The sequence below is a fragment of the Streptomyces sp. NBC_01481 genome (assembly GCF_026339995.1).
In the GTDB taxonomy this organism is placed as follows: Bacteria; Actinomycetota; Actinomycetes; order Streptomycetales; family Streptomycetaceae; genus Streptomyces.
The window spans coordinates 471,321-486,843 of the sequence record NZ_JAPEPT010000002.1; the positions used below are offsets into that span (position 1 = coordinate 471,321).

12 protein-coding genes are annotated in these 15,523 nt (G+C 69.9%); 2 read left to right on the top strand and 10 right to left on the bottom strand.

Annotation, left to right across the window (positions count from 1 at the left end; translation table 11 throughout):
* Window positions 1-108 precede the first annotated feature (108 nt).
* From pyrE to clpB, 9 genes are all read right to left on the bottom strand, one after another.
* Window positions 109-648 (bottom strand): orotate phosphoribosyltransferase, encoded by a 540-nt coding sequence (pyrE, locus tag OOK40_RS12650; protein ID WP_266480024.1) that lies wholly within the window; start codon window positions 646-648, stop codon window positions 109-111.
* A 206-nt stretch (window positions 649-854) separates the two neighbouring features.
* Entirely contained in the window at window positions 855-1,649 is a 795-nt protein-coding gene (locus tag OOK40_RS12655; protein WP_266480025.1) for an aldose 1-epimerase, read from the bottom strand.
* Window positions 1,650-1,671: 22 nt separating this feature from the next.
* Complete coding sequence (locus OOK40_RS12660; RefSeq protein WP_266480026.1) at window positions 1,672-2,559, bottom strand: SRPBCC family protein; 888 nt, start codon at window positions 2,557-2,559, stop codon at window positions 1,672-1,674.
* A 73-nt stretch (window positions 2,560-2,632) separates the two neighbouring features.
* Window positions 2,633-4,228 carry a polyamine aminopropyltransferase gene (locus tag OOK40_RS12665; protein WP_266480027.1) on the bottom strand — a complete coding sequence of 532 codons (1,596 nt, stop codon included), beginning with the start codon at window positions 4,226-4,228 and terminating at the stop codon, window positions 2,633-2,635.
* Between the two features lie 53 nt (window positions 4,229-4,281).
* Complete coding sequence (locus OOK40_RS12670) at window positions 4,282-4,800, bottom strand: DUF2617 family protein (RefSeq protein ID WP_266480028.1); 519 nt, start codon at window positions 4,798-4,800, stop codon at window positions 4,282-4,284.
* Window positions 4,801-5,573: 773 nt separating this feature from the next.
* Entirely contained in the window at window positions 5,574-8,231 is a 2,658-nt protein-coding gene (locus OOK40_RS12675; RefSeq protein WP_266481629.1) for a SpoIIE family protein phosphatase/ATP-binding protein, read from the bottom strand.
* Between the two features lie 154 nt (window positions 8,232-8,385).
* Window positions 8,386-9,519, bottom strand: coding sequence for an aminotransferase class I/II-fold pyridoxal phosphate-dependent enzyme (locus OOK40_RS12680; protein WP_266480029.1), 1,134 nt, complete (start codon window positions 9,517-9,519; stop codon window positions 8,386-8,388).
* A 247-nt stretch (window positions 9,520-9,766) separates the two neighbouring features.
* On the bottom strand, window positions 9,767-10,312 hold the full coding sequence (locus tag OOK40_RS12685) for a YbjN domain-containing protein (protein ID WP_266480030.1): 546 nt from the start codon (window positions 10,310-10,312) through the stop codon (window positions 9,767-9,769).
* A 115-nt stretch (window positions 10,313-10,427) separates the two neighbouring features.
* The gene (gene clpB / locus OOK40_RS12690) at window positions 10,428-13,067 is read right to left on the bottom strand and encodes an ATP-dependent chaperone ClpB (protein ID WP_266480031.1); all 2,640 of its coding nucleotides are present in this window, start codon (window positions 13,065-13,067) and stop codon (window positions 10,428-10,430) included.
* A 124-nt stretch (window positions 13,068-13,191) separates the two neighbouring features.
* Here clpB and OOK40_RS12695 point away from each other — a divergent pair, with 124 nt between their 5' ends.
* A complete protein-coding gene (locus OOK40_RS12695; protein ID WP_266480032.1) occupies window positions 13,192-13,596 on the top strand; it encodes a pyridoxamine 5'-phosphate oxidase family protein in 405 nt (134 codons plus the stop codon).
* A 138-nt stretch (window positions 13,597-13,734) separates the two neighbouring features.
* On the opposite strand, the gene OOK40_RS12700 is transcribed toward OOK40_RS12695, so the two are convergent.
* Complete coding sequence (locus OOK40_RS12700) at window positions 13,735-14,055, bottom strand: (2Fe-2S)-binding protein (protein ID WP_142214562.1); 321 nt, start codon at window positions 14,053-14,055, stop codon at window positions 13,735-13,737.
* A 434-nt stretch (window positions 14,056-14,489) separates the two neighbouring features.
* Here OOK40_RS12700 and OOK40_RS12705 point away from each other — a divergent pair, with 434 nt between their 5' ends.
* On the top strand, window positions 14,490-15,473 hold the full coding sequence (locus OOK40_RS12705; RefSeq protein ID WP_266480033.1) for a helix-turn-helix transcriptional regulator: 984 nt from the start codon (window positions 14,490-14,492) through the stop codon (window positions 15,471-15,473).
* Window positions 15,474-15,523 lie beyond the last annotated feature (50 nt).

Here is a 15,523-nt window from a genome sequence, read left to right on the forward strand (position 1 = left end):
GCCTGCGTGAGGGGCCGGCTGTTTCACGTGAAACAGCCGGCCCCTCATCATCACCGCAGGTCAGAGGACCTCTCGCGACCCAGGTCACGAGTTGCTCGCGGACCGGTCTCAGGCGAGACCGAGCTCGTCGAGCGAGTAGGCGTTGACATAGGGCAGCCCCGCCTCGGCGATGGCCGGTGCCGCGCCCCGCTCGACGATCACGGCGACCGCGACGACCTCGCCGCCCGCCTCGCGTACCGCCTCGACGGCGGTGAGCGGCGAACCGCCGGTGGTCGAGACGTCCTCGACGACCAGGCAGCGGCGGCCCTTGACGTCGGTGCCCTCGATGCGGCGCTGCATTCCGTGCGCCTTGCCCGCCTTGCGTACGACATAGGCGTCGAGCCGCTGCCCGCGCGCCGCCGACGCATGCAGCATCGAGGTGGCCACGGGGTCGGCGCCCAGGGTCAGCCCGCCCACGCAGTCGTAGTCCAGGTCGGTGGTGGCATCGAGCATCACCTGTCCGACCAGCGGCGCGGCCTCGCCGTCCAGCGTGATCCGGCGCAGATCGATGTACCAGTCGGCCTCAATGCCCGAGGAGAGGGTCACTTTGCCGTGCACCACGGCCTTGTCCTTGATCTGCTGGAGCAGCTCACCACGTACGTCAGTCATGCCCGCCAGCTTAGGTCTTGCCCAGCCGATCTTGCCGGGCTCGCGTGCCCTGGCACGGCACCTCGCTGCGTTGTCGTCAGTCGCCTACGCTCCGCGTGGGCTCCATCCTCCGCCTTGCGATGCTCCCCCGTAGCCCTTCGGGCACGGGAGGTGCCCCCATCGCCAGACCCCGCTCCCTGATCCGGCCAGATCGACCGGACAACACACTAGAGGCGGCGCCAGCGCCAGGTCGTCGTGATCTCCAGGGGCTCGATCGGTGTGACGAGCCGAGGGTGGGTGTTGAGGCCGTTGGGCGGACCGGACTGCGGCTCCACGCAGACCGCCTCGGCCTGCTCGTCGTAGATCACGACCCATTCGGCGCGACTGGCCACGGTCAGCTCCAGCTGCTGGGGCCAGGTGAGGGTGACCGAGACCCCGTCGGGCATCCCGAAGCAGTCGTCCCAGGGCCCGGGCCGGGGCGCGATGCGCTGTCCGGTCGGCAGCTGGTCCTCCCCGCGCTGCTCCTGCCACGCCGCGCTGAAGTCGACGCGCGCGTCCTCGCCGCTTCCGAGGTTGCGCCGGAACCAGGGGTGCCAGCCGGCCTGGGCCGGGAAGGAGGTGTCGTACGTCTCGATGCCCATCGCGAGCGTCAGCGAGTCCTCGGCCAGCTCGAAGGTCTGTGTGACACGTCCGGTGTACGGCCAGGGCTCGGCGAGGTCGTAGGTGAAGGACGCCTCGCTCTTGGCCGTACGGGCGGTGCGCCATGCGGTGTCGCGGCCGGTGCCGTGGATGGCGTGCGGCGGGGAGTTGAGCGGCAGTTGATGCGCGACATCGCCGTTGTGGAACAGGCCGTTCCTGACGCGGCCGCACCAGGGCACCATCGGAAAGCACCCGTACCGGTCGCCCTGGCGCAGCACCTCGGTCCCGCCGATGCTCAGGCTTGCGACACGGCAGCCGTTCTGCGGACTGACGGTCAACTCGACGTCTCCGGCGGCCAGCCGGACGCTCTCTTCGCTACTCACACCACGACAGTACTGGCGGTGACTACTTGCGGCGGCGCAGCGCCCGGCCGACGACCACGGCGGAGGCGAGCGCGAGCGCGGCGGCGGGCGCGATCCAGCGCAGGGTGGCCGCGGCGGTACCGGCTTCGGGGGCGGGCGTGGGGGCGTAACGCCCGCGCGGAGGGGCGTGGTCGACCTCTTCGGCGCTGCGCCCGATCATGGTGCGGCGGGCGTGCGCCGCCTCGGCGGGAGGCTCGTCGGGGATGACGGGAAGCTCAGGCAGTTCGCCGAACTCCTCCGGCTCTTCGGGTCCGTCAACAGCCTGCGCCTCGCCCTCGTCGAAATCGGCCGCGTCGAACTCCTCGTCGGCGACGGGGTCGAGGGAGGGCGCGTCAAAGGCGGACGGCGCCGCGGCGCCGCCGTCCTGGTCCTCCACCGCGGTCTCAGCCACCGCCGCATCGTCGGCAGACGCATCGTCGCCCGGCGCGTCCTCCACCGCCGGGTCCTCCGCGGTCGTCGCGAGCCGGTCCGCGAAGCGGTCGAGGAGCCGGTGCGCGGCGGACGCCGTCGTCGCGTCCTCCAGCTCCGCCAGCCGGCCCTCGGCGCTCGACGTCCCCGTAAAAGTGAGCGTAGTGCCGCCCTCGGCGGGCTCCGGCCGGATCGTCAGGCTCACCTTGGCCGAGCCGGTGCCGCGCGCCTCCACGCCGTCGCCCTCGACCGCGAAGACCTCGCCCCGTTCCACGATGCGCAGGGTGCCGCGGTAGGTGATCGTGTGCCCGCCGATCCGCACCTTCAGCCGGCCGGCGAGCGGGCCCGCGGACTCGTCCGCGTCCTGTTGGAGCCCCGGCACACAACGGGCGACCCGGACGGGGTCCCGCAGCGCCTTTCGGACGGTCTCTGCCGGAACCGGAACGAACACCTCATGCTCCATGGAAGCCGAGCCTACTCAGACGCGCCCGCCACGTCTGCTTTTCGGTCCGTGTACGGCTCACTCGATGCGCTGCTCAGTCGGTGTACCGCGGGTGCACCAGCGTGGAGGGCGGCAGATCCGGCAGCCTCGTACGCTCCGCACACCACGCCCCGGCCGCCAGCTCGGACGCGTCAAGCGCACGCAGTGGCGGCGCCGAGGAGGCAAGCCCGAGCTGCGGCGCCCACCCGACGGCCGCCAGCAGGAAGCCCCAGCCGCGCGGCACGGCCGCCGCCCGCCCCGAGCGCCCGGCCCCGTGCACGAAACCCGCGAGCGGCCCGGTGGCGCAGTACGGACTGGTCCGGAACCCGGCGGCCCGCAGCGTCGCGTCGACCGTCCAGAAAGTGCGCGGGCCCGTGCCCGGCAGCCCCGCGTGTACGACGAGCCGCCCGCCGCCCGTGAGGACCCGCGCGGCAAGTCCGTAGAACTCCTGGGAGTAGAGCTTCGTGCTCCGTGTGATGCCCGGATCGGGCAGGTCCGAGATCACCACGTCGTACGTCCCGCGCGGCACGCGCAGCCAGGTGAAGGCGTCCGCGATGACGACGCGCACCCGTGCGTCGCGCAGGGCGTGCCCGTTCAGCGCGGCGAGCGCCGGGTCGCTGCGTGCCAGCCGGACGACGCCCGGGTCCAGTTCGACGACGGTCACCGACTCGACGTCCCGGTAGCGCAGCACCTCGCGCGCGGCCAGCCCGTCGCCCCCGCCCAGGATCAGCACCCGGGCGTGCGGCCCCAGCATCGCCGGGTGCACCAGCGCCTCGTGGTAGCGGTACTCGTCTCGCCCGCTGACCCGCAGCCGTCCGTCGAGGAAGAGATCCGGCGGCCCCGAACGGCTGCCGGTGAGGACGACCTCCTGGACGCCGGTGCGGACGGCGACGCGCACCTCGTCGCCGTAGACCGCCCGGCGTGCGGCCCGCTCGAAGTCGTCGGCCATGACGGTCGCGGTCGCCAGCACGGCGAGCACCGTCACATTGGCGACGAGCAGCCAGCCGCGCCAACGCGCCGTCAGATCCCGCCGGAACAGCCACAGTACGAGCGAGCCGCCCGCCACCGCGTTGACGGCTCCCGTCAACAGCGCGCCCGTGAGCTGACCCAGCCAGGGCAGCAGCAGAAACGGGAAGGCGAGCCCGCCGACCAGGGCACCCACATAGTCCGCGGCGAACAGGTCCGCGACCGTGCCCTCGGCGTCGCGCCGGGAGATGCGCTGGATCAGGGACATCAGCAGGGGGATCTCCGCGCCGATCAGCACCCCGATGGCGAGCGAGAAGCCCACCAGCACGAAGCGGGACTCGCCGATCCAGGCGAACGCGGCGTACAGCACCATCGCCGAGCAGCCGCCGACCAGGGCGAGCACCGTCTCCAGCACACCGAATCCGACCGCGGCCCGGCAGCGCAGCCGCTTGGCGAGAAGCGAGCCGACACCCATGGCGAAGACCATCACCGACAGCACGACGGACGCCTGGGTGACGGAGTCGCCGATCAAATACGAAGCGAGAGCGACCAGTTCGAGCTCGTAGACAAGTCCGCAGGCGGCGCAGACGAAGACGGCGGTGAGCACCAGATACCGGCCGGCGTCGGGGCGCACGGGCAGCCGCACCGCGCACGGGGGCGGTGAGGTCGGCGGCCGGTCGATCATGTTCGTAACGCTACGTCAGGGGTACGGTGCGGCTTGTCACCCACAAGGGTTCACTACAGCGTTGCAGGCATACGGGCACCGACCCGCGTTCGGGTGACAACGAGTTGGCCCTCCTGCGGATAGGCGTGCCATGTGCGCCACCGCACCTGGCCGTCGAGCCGCTGCGCCAGCATCGCCGTGAACGCGTGCGGTGATCCGGGAAAGGTGCCGGCCAGTCCATGGGGGTGATCGGCGACCAGCGCGAGGAGCTCCTGCGCGCGCCCGGCGAAGGAGCCGCTCGACAGCGTCTCGACGCGTGCCGCGAACTCGTACTCCCAGTCCCCGATCCGCTTGGCGACGCCGAGAGGGAGCGGGGTGCTACTGCCCGGCATACAGGCGACGGTCTCGGAGCAGCTGCCCTGTTCCTCCTCCAGCAGCACCTGGTGCGAGGCGCCGAGCAGCCTCAACTGGAGCTTCGCTCCGGACAGTTCGAGGTCGAGGACGGCGAGGGCGGGCAGCGGCTCCCGGCCCAGCGCCCAGGCGAGGTCGTCGGCGCGGGTGTCTGTGTAGGCGGTATGGAGGGTCGTGAGCATGGGTCGGCTCCGCAAACACGCTTCGGCGGGTGGACACGTGGACCGGCAGCGCCCCTGAGGGGAGTTGAAGAAGATCCGGGAGGAGCGCCTGCTCGGGTCCACATCAGGTCCGAGGGCTGGATGGTTCCAACAAGGTTCCGACAGCGAGGGAATCATGAAGTAAGCGACGCTCACAGCATTTTTACCCAACTTGCAGGGGTTTCCATCCCCCCGGGGGCCTGACGGTTCAACTGTTCAACTACGAACGGCCACAAAGGTCACCTCGCCCGCCATCAACAAGAAGGCACCCGGCGGGAGTTGCTCCGCCGGGTGCCTTCAGTGGTCGCGGACCAGCTGCCCCGTGTCAGCTGCCTCCGCCACCGCATCCCCCGCCGCCCCCGCAGGACGAACTCCCGCCACAGGAAGAGCCGCCCCCGCACGAGCTGCCGCCCGAATCACCGCCACCGGCCCACCAGCTGCCGCCCCCCGCGGCGCTGCTCCGGCGCCCCCTGCCGCTCCTTGCCCGCTTGGAACCGGCGGCCATCGCGATGATCACGACGAACACGAACCCGATGATCAGAATCCCGATGAACGTTGGCACTGCACTCACCGTCCTTCCATCCCCCGAAGCGAGCTCCCCGCGTCGTCGCGTGACCGCTTCTTGCGTGTGAGGGGGATGCCCCCGGCCCCGGGAACCCAAAGCAGACTTGAGCAACTCCAGAGCTTCGCCGCGTCGTCGCCGCGCAGGGGACGTCGGACACCCCCGAAGCCGTGCCGTCCCGGCAGGACAGGGCCTACACCGCGCCGTCCACGCTCCCGTCGGACCGGGGCAGCGCCAGCTCCGCCCAGATGACCTTGCCCTCGGGGGTGTAGCGGGTGCCCCAGCGTTCGGCCATCTGCGCGACGAGGAACAGGCCGCGGCCCCCTTCATCCATCGTGGCCGCATACCGCAGATGGGGCGAGGTGCTGCTGCCGTCGGCCACCTCGCAGGTCAGGGTGCGATCGTGGAGCAGTTGCATCGTGACAGGTGCGGAGCCGTAGCGGATGGCGTTGGTGATCAGCTCGCTGAGCACCAGTTCCATGGCGAACGCGAGCTCGGACAGACCCCAGTCGTCCAGTTTCTCGGCCACGGCGGCGCGCATCCCTGCCACGGCGGCGGGATCCAGCGGCACGTCCCAGCAGGCGACGTGGTCGGGCCGGATCGCCCGTGTGCGGGCGATGAGCAGCGCCACGTCGTCCTTCGGCCGACTTGGCAGGAGCGCGTCCAGCACCGCCTGACAGCTCGCGTCCGGCGACCGGTCGGGATGGGACTCCAGTGCCTTGCGCAGCATCTCGATCCCCACGTCGATGTCCCGGGTGCGGTCCTCGATGAGCCCGTCGGTGTACAGGACGAGTTGCGTACCCTCCGCCAGTTCCAGCTCGGCGGTCTCGAACGGCATACCGCCGAGGCCCAGCGGCGGCCCGGCCGGAAGATCGGGGAACGACACACTGCCGTCGAGGTGGACCAGCGCGGGCAGGGGGTGCCCGGCCCGCGCCATGGTGCAGCGGCGGGAGACGGGATCGTAGATCGCGTACAGACACGTGGCGCCCATGACCCCCGCACCCGCGGCCGCCCCCTCCTCCTCCTGGTCCATCCGCCCGACCACATCGTCGAGGTGGTTGAGGATTTCGTCGGGCGGCAGGTCGAGCGTGGAGAAGTTGTGCACCGCCGTGCGCAGCCGTCCCATCGTGGCGGCCGCGTGCAGGCCGTGGCCGACGACGTCCCCGACGACCAACGCCACGCGACTGCCGGGAAGCGGGATCACATCGAACCAGTCGCCGCTCACGCCGGACAGCGCCGGCAGGTAGCGGTGGGCGACATCGAGGGCGCTCTGCTCGGGCAGGGCCCGCGGCAGCAGGCTGCGCTGCAGGGCGACGGCCAGGGTGTGCTCACGGGTGAAGCGGCGGGCGTTGTCGATACTGACCGCCGCCCGGGCGACCAGTTCTTCGGCCAGGGACAGGTCGTCCTCCTCGAACGGCTGGGGCTTCTCCGAGCGCCAGAAGTTGGTCATGCCGAGGATGACGCCCCGCGCCTGGAGGGGCACCGTGATGAGCGAATGGATGCCGTAGTCGACGATCATCCGTGTCCGCTCCGGGTCCTGGGCATGCCAGCCGGACGCGTCGGCCAGGTCGGGAACCAGCTCCGAAAGCCCGCTGCCGAGACCGCGTGCCTGCGGTGTGGAGGGGACGAAGTCGATCAGGCGGTCGAGTTCGTAGAGGGGATGGTCGTCCCGGATGCCGTGGACCGCCGTACGGCGCATGTCGACGCCCGTACCGTTCGGCTCCTCCCCTCGCAGGACCGGATCGGCAAGATCGACGGTGACGAAGTCGGCGAACCGGGGGACCGCGACCCTCGCCAGTTCCTCGGCCGTACGCACCACGTCGAGGGTGGTACCGATGCCCAGACCGGCGTCGTACAGCAATTGCAGCCGCCCGCGGGCCACCTCCGCCTTGCCGTACAGCGCCCGCAGCTCCGTGGAGTCACGCAAGGTCGCGACCGTCCCCTCGGGGCCACCGTGACGATCCGTGGGCCGCTGGTTCACCGCAAGCAGCCGCTCCCCGGCCAGGTGCACCTCGTCCGTGGCCACGCGGCCCGATGTCAGCAGCTCCACCGTGGGGGGATCAAGGCTGGGCAGTTCCGAGATGTGCCGCCCCTCGGCGTCGGGCGGCAGGTCCAGCAGCCGCCTGGCCTCGTCGTTCGCGAGCAGCAGCTGACCGTCGTTGTCGACGATGAGCACACCCTCGCGGACAGAGTGCAGCACGGCGTCGTGATGCTCGTACATGCGGGTCATCTCGGTCGGGCCCAGACTGTGGGTCTGCCGCCGAAGCCGCCTGGCCACCAGCGCCGTCCCGGCTGTGGCAACGGCGAGCGCGGCTGCTCCGGCACCGAGGATGATCGGCAGCTGTCTGTCCACCACGCTGGTCACGTTCTTGACCTTGAGGCCGGCGGACACCAGGGCCACGACATTGCCCTTGACGTCGTAGATGGGGACGGTCGCCTGTACCTCGTGGCCGAGCGGGCCATGGACGCTCTCGGTGTACACGCGGCCGGCCAGCGAGGGCTCGATGGTGCCGACGAACCTCTTCCCGATCCGGCCCGGCTGGGGATGCGTGTAGCGGATCCCCTTCGTGTCCATCACCACGATGAAGTCGACGCCGGCCGCCTTGCGCCCCGCCTCGGTGACCGGCTGCAGCACCTTGGAGGGATCAGGGGTCTTCAGCGCAGCCAGAACACCCGGTGAGTTCGCAAACGTCTGCGCCACGGCAATGGAGCGGCGCTTCGCCTCCGAGCTGCTGTCGTACCGGGACTGCAGCACAAGCGCGACCACCGCGGCCGCCACAAGCAGCACCACCAAGGCCACCTGCAGGGTGAAGACCTGCCCCGCAACGCTCCGGGGGTGCTTGTCGGTCAGTGACCGAACCGGTGCGCTCCGGAATCGGTCGGAGCGTTTGACCACATTGCCTTTCTAACACCGCGAAGTCCTCTGCGGCGATACATGCCCGGACCGGGCCGCGCGGCGCAACGCGAGTGGCGGCCTTTCCGGGTGCGGCACAGCCCGGCTGCGATCAGCGCGCGTTGATCAGCTGGTCGACGGCCTTGCGGATCGAGTCCTCGCGCTTGCAGAACGAGAAGCGGACCAGCCAGGCCGGAGCGTTCGCGCTCAGGTAGAACGCCGACGTCGGGATGGCCACGACACCCGCGCGCTCCGGCAGCCTCCGGCAGAACTCGACCCCGTCCGCGTATCCCCACGGCCGCACGTCCGCCTGCACGAAGTAGCCGGCATCCGCGCGGAAGGGCCGCAGTCCGGCCTCCGCCAGGCCCTCGCTCAGCAGATCGCGGTTCGCGCGCAGCGTGTCGCGCAGACCGGCCGCCCATTCCTCCACCGAGCCGAGTGCCTGCGCCAGCGCTTCCTGGTACGGGGTACCCGAGGCGTACGTCAGGAACTGCTTGGCCGCGCCCACCGCGGCCACGAGCGGCGCGGGTCCGCAGACCCAACCGACCTTCCAGCCCGTCGTGTTGAAGGTCTTGCCCGCCGAGGAGATGACCACCGTCCGCTCCCGCATCCCCGGCAGAGCGGCAATGGGCCGATGGCGCGCGCCGTCGCTGTAGACGAGGTGTTCGTAGACCTCGTCCGTGATCACCGTCAGCGCGTGCTCACGGCACACGTCCGCGACGGCTTCGAGCTCCTCGGCCCTGAAGACCATGCCCGTGGGGTTGTGCGGGGTGTTGAGGATCAGGACCCGGGTACGCGGGGAAACGGCCGCGCGCAGCGCGTCCACGTCGAGGGCGAACCCGTCGCCGTCGAGGACGAGGGGAACGGCGACCAGCCGGGCCCCGGCCAGGCGGGCGTCGGCGGCGTAGGCGTCGTAGCACGGGTCGAAGGCGATGACCTCGTCGCCGGGATCGCAGAGCGCCAGGAGGGCCGCGGCGAGGGCTTCCGTCGCGCCCGTCGTCACCAGCACCTCCCCCTGCGGCCGGTAGTCGAGGCCGTACCGCCGCAGCTGATGAGCGGCGACGGCCTCGCGCAGCGCGGGGAATCCATGAGCCGGCGGGTACTGGTTGCTGCCCCCGAGCACCGCGTCCGCCACGCCCTTGAGCAGCGCGGGCGGACTGGCCAGCTCCGGCACCCCTTGCCCGAGGTTCACGGCTCCGGTACTCCGCGCCAGCTCCGTCATCTCGGTGAAGATCGACGTGCCCATGCCGTGTACCCGAGCAGCAGGACTCCATCCTGCCGAGCCCACGACGCCGCGCGTATCAGCCGTCCCTGCCGTGTTCATGCGATCCCGCTTTCCCGAGTGAGTCCGTCAACCAGGAGATCCGGCCCTCACGATAGGCGTGAGAAGGCGCCGCGGCGGGCCGTCGCGCTGACAAAAGCCCGGCCGAGGGCGGCGGTCGTGGTGACCGTCGCACTGGCCGGGCTGTCGTTCGCCTGCGGGACGTACCTGCTCAGGCCTCGTCGTCGGGCTTCTCGTCGGCGGGCTTCTCGTCCGCCGTCTCCAGGCCGAGCTGCTCCGCGAGCCACTTGTCGAACTCGATGGCGGCACGGACCCAGCTGACCGTCGAGGAGACGAAGTGCTCCAGGCTGACGCCCGTACCGATCAGCATCTGGGCCTCGCCGATGAGGCGGATGGTGGGGCCGTCCTCCTCTTCCTCGTGGAGGTGGGTGTAGACCTTGGGCCACAGCGTGCGGCGGTTCCAGTCGTCGACCGCGTCGAGGATCTTCGGCTTGTCCTCGACGGCGTGCGGACGGTCGTAGAAGGTCCGCACGGAGAAGACCTGCTGGTCGTCCTCGCCGCGGAACATGAAGTACGTACGGAATTCCTCCCACGGCGCCGCGAGGTCACCCTCGTCGTCGACGACGTACTTCAGTTCCATCTGGTCGAGGAGCTGCTTGACCAGGTCCTGGTCGGGAACGACGGGGCCCGCCGGTCCTGCGGCCTGAGGCTGGGGCTGGCCCCCGAAATTCGGAATCGAGGACGGATCGATGGTCACCGTGGATTTCCCTTCGTACGGTTCCCGCCATCCTCCCCCATCTCGGGCGGGGGCTGGCAACCCCCACCCGACGGGTCCGCTCGTGGCGTAGTCCGAGCGACTCTTACGGCGGCCCTTACAGCGTCTTTCCGGTGGCCGGTCCAGTCTCTCCGGTGGCCGGTCCAGTCTCTCCGGTGGCCGGTCCGACGATCAGGCCGTCCCCGAAACGGTCCACCCGCACCGTGTCGCCGTCCGTGATCTCGCCCGAGAGGATCTCCTTCGCGAGCCGGTCGCCGATCGCGGTCTGCACCAGACGGCGCAGTGGGCGCGCCCCGTACGCCGGGTCCATGCCCTCGTCGGCCAGCCACTGAAGCGCCTCAGGAGTGACCTCCAGCGTCAGCCGGCGCTCGGCCAGACGCTTGGCGAGGCGCCCGATCTGCAGCTCGGCGATCCGGCTCAGCTCCTCCTTGCTCAGCGCGGAGAAGACCACCAGGTCGTCCAGCCGGTTGAGGAACTCCGGCTTGAAGGAGGCCCGTACGACCTCCAGGACCTGCTGCTTCTTCTCCTCGTCGCTGGTGAGCGGCTCGACCAGATACTGGCTGCCGAGGTTCGAGGTCAGGACCAGGATGGTGTTGCGGAAGTCCACCGTCCGCCCCTGGCCGTCGGTCAGCCGCCCGTCGTCGAGTACCTGCAGCAGGATGTCGAAGACCTCGGGGTGTGCCTTCTCCACCTCGTCGAGCAGGACGACGGAGTACGGGCGCCTGCGGACAGCCTCGGTGAGCTGGCCGCCCTCCTCGTAGCCGACGTACCCCGGCGGGGCGCCGACGAGGCGGGCGACGGAGTGCTTCTCGCCGTACTCCGACATGTCGATACGGACCATCGCCCGCTCGTCGTCGAAGAGGAAGTCCGCCAGCGCCTTGGCCAGTTCGGTCTTGCCGACACCGGTCGGGCCGAGGAAGAGGAACGAGCCGGTGGGCCGGTCGGGGTCGGCGATCCCGGCCCGCGTCCTGCGTACCGCGTCGGACACGGCCTGGACGGCCTCGCTCTGGCCGATCAGCCGCTTGCCCAGCTCCTGCTCCATCCGCAGCAGCTTCTGCGTCTCGCCCTCAAGCAGCCGCCCGGCCGGAATGCCGGTCCAGGAGGCCACCACATCGGCGATGTCGTCGGGGCCGACCTCCTCCTTCACCATGGTGTCCTTGGCGGCCTCCTGCTCCGCCTCGGATGCCTCCTCCAGCTCACGCTCCAGGTCGGGGATCTCGCCGTACAGCAGCTTGGACGCGGTGTCGAAGTCGCCGTCGCGCTGGGCCCGTTCGGCCTGGCCGCGCAGCTCGTCGAGCTTCTCCTTCAGCTCACCCACGCGGTTGAGGCCCTGCTTCTCCTTCTCCCAGCGCGCCGTGAGACCGCGCAGCTCCTCCTCCTTGTCGGCGAGGTCGCGGCGCAGCTTCTCCAACCGCTGCCTGGAGCCGGGGTCGGTCTCGTTCTTGAGCGCCAGCTCCTCCATCTTCAGCCGGTCCACGGCGCGCTGCAGCTCGTCGATCTCGACCGGCGAGGAGTCGATCTCCATCCGCAGCCGGGAGGCGGACTCGTCGACGAGGTCGATGGCCTTGTCGGGCAGGAAACGCGAGGTGATGTACCGGTCGGACAGGGTCGCGGCGGCGACCAGCGCGCTGTCCGCGATCTGCACCTTGTGGTGCGCCTCGTAGCGGCCCTTGAGCCCGCGCAGGATCGCGATCGTGTCCTCGACGGTCGGCTCGTCGACCAGCACCTGCTGGAAGCGCCGCTCCAGGGCCGCGTCCTTCTCGATCCGCTCGCGGTACTCGTCGAGCGTGGTGGCGCCGACCATGCGCAGCTCGCCGCGCGCCAGCATCGGCTTGAGCATGTTGCCCGCGTCCATGGCCGAGTCGCCGCCGGCGCCCGCGCCCACCACGGTGTGCAGCTCGTCGATGAAGGTGATGATCTGGCCGTCGCTCGCCTTGATCTCGGAAAGGACGGTCTTCAGCCGCTCCTCGAACTCACCGCGATACTTCGCACCTGCGACCATCGCGCCGAGATCCAGCGAGACGAGCCGCTTGTTCTTGAGGGACTCGGGGACGTCGCCCTTGATGATGCGCTGCGCGAGCCCTTCGACGACGGCGGTCTTGCCGACGCCGGGCTCACCGATCAGCACCGGGTTGTTCTTGGTGCGGCGGGACAGCACCTGGACGACCCGGCGGATCTCCTGGTCCCGGCCGATGACCGGGTCGAGCTTGCCCTCGCGGGCGGCGGCGGTGAAGTCCGTACCGAACTTCTCCAGTGCCTTGTACTGCCCCTCGGGGTCGGGGGTTGTCACCCGGCGCCCTCCCCTTACCGTCTCGAACGCGTCCTGCAGCTTCTTCGCCGTGGCCCCCTGCCGGGCCAGCACCTCTCCGGCCTGCCCGCCCTTGGCGGCGATACCGATGAGCAGGTGCTCGGTGGACAGATACTCGTCGCCGAGCTCCTTGGCCCGCCGGTCGGCGTCGGCGATGACCGCCAGCAGCTCCCGGTTGGGCTGGGGCGGGGCGACGGTCGAGCCGGTCACGCTCGGCTGGGCCGCGAGCACCCGCTCGGCCCCGGCGCGCACGGCCACCTGGTCCGCCTCGACGGCGGCCAGCAGATCGACGATGTTCTCGTTGTCCTCGCCCGCGAGCAGCGCGAGCAGCAGATGCGCGGGGGTCAGATCGGGATGCCCGGCGGACACCGCCCGACTGGTGGCGGCGTTGAGCGCATCCCGGCTCTTGTTGGTCAGCTCGGCGTCCACTGCGGTCTCTCCTCCTCGCTGGTAGGGGCCTGTTTCCCTCACACTGACTCATTCAGCGTGCACAAAGTTGAGTCTATTCCACTCAATCTGTGAAACGGTAGCCGCCGCCGGTAGGTTCCGGGGCATGGCCATCGATCCGCGCAGTCCCGACGCGTCCTTCCTCACCTTCTGGCGTGAGTACCACATGTGCACACTGACGACCCCGCGCGCGGACGGCACCCCTCACGTCGTCGCGGTCGGCGTCACGTACGACCCGGAGGGCGGATTCGCGCGCGTCATCACCAATAAGCACAGCCACAAGGTCGCCAACATCCTGGCCGCGGGCCCGGACGGGGCGCCGGTCGCGGTCTGCCAGGTCGACAAGGGGCGCTGGGCGACCCTGGAGGGCCGCGCGAGGGTCCGTACGGAGCCCGAGCTCATCGCGGACGCGGTGGAGCGTTACGCGGAACGCTACGGGCGCACACCGGCCCCGAATCCGGACCGGGTGCTGATCGAGATCGCCCTGACACGGGCGATGGGCCGGGCATAGCCGGGCTCACGTTCCCGTACCGGCCCTACCGGGCCTTCCGTACGGGAAAAGCACAGCGGCGCCATCGCGTTTCAGGTCCACGATGGCGCCGCTGTGTGGGGGAAGCGCCTGAGCGATTTACAACGACGGGGGAACCGCTCAGGCACTGCGGGGGGTGGCGGTGGTGGTGTCGGGCTCGACCAACTGGTGATCGCGTTGATCGAGATTGACGAAAATCATGCCGTACCGGATGGCACAGCGGACGGGCTGCGGAGCTCCACGGGGCCGGCGAAGGCACCGATACGCACGGACGTCTTCGTCCTCCTCGCGCGCCACGACGATCGGCTCTCCGAAGAGGGTGACCATCAACGAGTCGCCACGGTGGGGGATTGCCGTGACGAGGTCGATGAAATGCCACCCCGATCGATAAGCCGTAGCCATCTCACGCCGGAAGACCCGGTCGTCCGGTGGAACGGTCATGCGTCCGTGCGGGCCGGAGCGACACCCCATGAGGGCTCACCGGGCGTGCCCGCGGCGTCAGCCGGAGCGACACCCCATGAAGGCTCACCGGGAGCCGACGCATCCGCCGGTGCCACGACGCCCCAGGAGGGCTCACCGGGCGTTCCGGCCACAGCGTCAGTGGGAGCGAAACCCCACGACGGTTCCCCAGGAGCTGCCGTCACCGCGCCGGCGGGAGAGCTACCCCAGGAGGGCTCACCGGAGGCCACCGCACCGAGCGCGGCCGCCGCTATGGCAAGAGCACAAAGAGCACGTAGCGTCCTAGACATGGGTGATCTCCACCTCTTTTGATCATTCCTCCTCCCCCGCGCATAAGACGATGTCTCACTCCGAACGCTTGCACCAGCGACGGCAGGCATCATGTTCCTGTAATGCAGGAGCCTGAGGGGGTGCATATGCCATCTAATGAGGGCGAAACGGGACACCCTCACGCAGACGGCGAGCTGTGCGAGGCGGGGAAAAGTCTCTACATCACCGCACTGCGCACCGGGCGTATAGCCCGGTCAGAGGCGGAATCAACACCCTGCCTCTTCGATCTCGCCCTGCTGCACCCGGATCCCGACGACGCTCAGTGGCTCCGACCGGTCCCGCCGACCACTGCGCTGACACAGCTGATACACCCCATTGAGCGGGAGATCCAAGAGCGCCGACGACGAACTGTCGCTCTGACCGATGCTCTTGAGCCATTCATGGCGTTCACCGCTCAGAACTCCACGGTCCCACAAGGGATTACCGTCCTCGATGGCCTCAACCGCATCAACACAACCCTCGACCAGGTCACCGCAGACTGCACCGAGGAGCTTCTCACTGTCCAGCCCGGCAGCGGGCGACAGCCGCACATCCTGGAAAAGGCGCTGCGCCGCGTGGAGCCGCTCATCGACCGCGGCGTACGCATGCGCACGCTCTACCAGCACACGGCCCGCCACCACCCCGCCACGCTCGCCTACATGGAGCAAGTGGGGCCCTCCGGCGTAGAGGTGCGCACGCTGGAGGAGATCATCGACCGGCTGATCATCGTGGACCGGAGAGTGGCCTTCATCCCGGCGAGCAGCGACCGGCTGTCCGCGCTGGAACTGCGGCACAAGGGCATCGTCGAGTATCTGGTCGGCGTCTTCGAGCAGTTCTGGCTGCACGGCATCGCGTGGGAGGAGCCGATCTCGTACGGACCGGACCTGGACGGCATCACCGGCATCCAGCGCTCGATCGCGAAGCTGCTGGTAGAAGGGCATGTGGACGAGGCCATCGCCCGCCGGCTCGGGATGAATGTCCGTACCTGCCGGGCCCATATCGCCAAGCTGGGCTCCTCGTTGGGCAGCGGCAGCCGGACCCAGCTGGGCTATCTGATCGCCCAGTCGGGAATGCTGGAACACCAGTCCTGAACCTGACCGAAACTCATATGCAGAAGGGGCGGTGGAGCAACTCGCGTTGC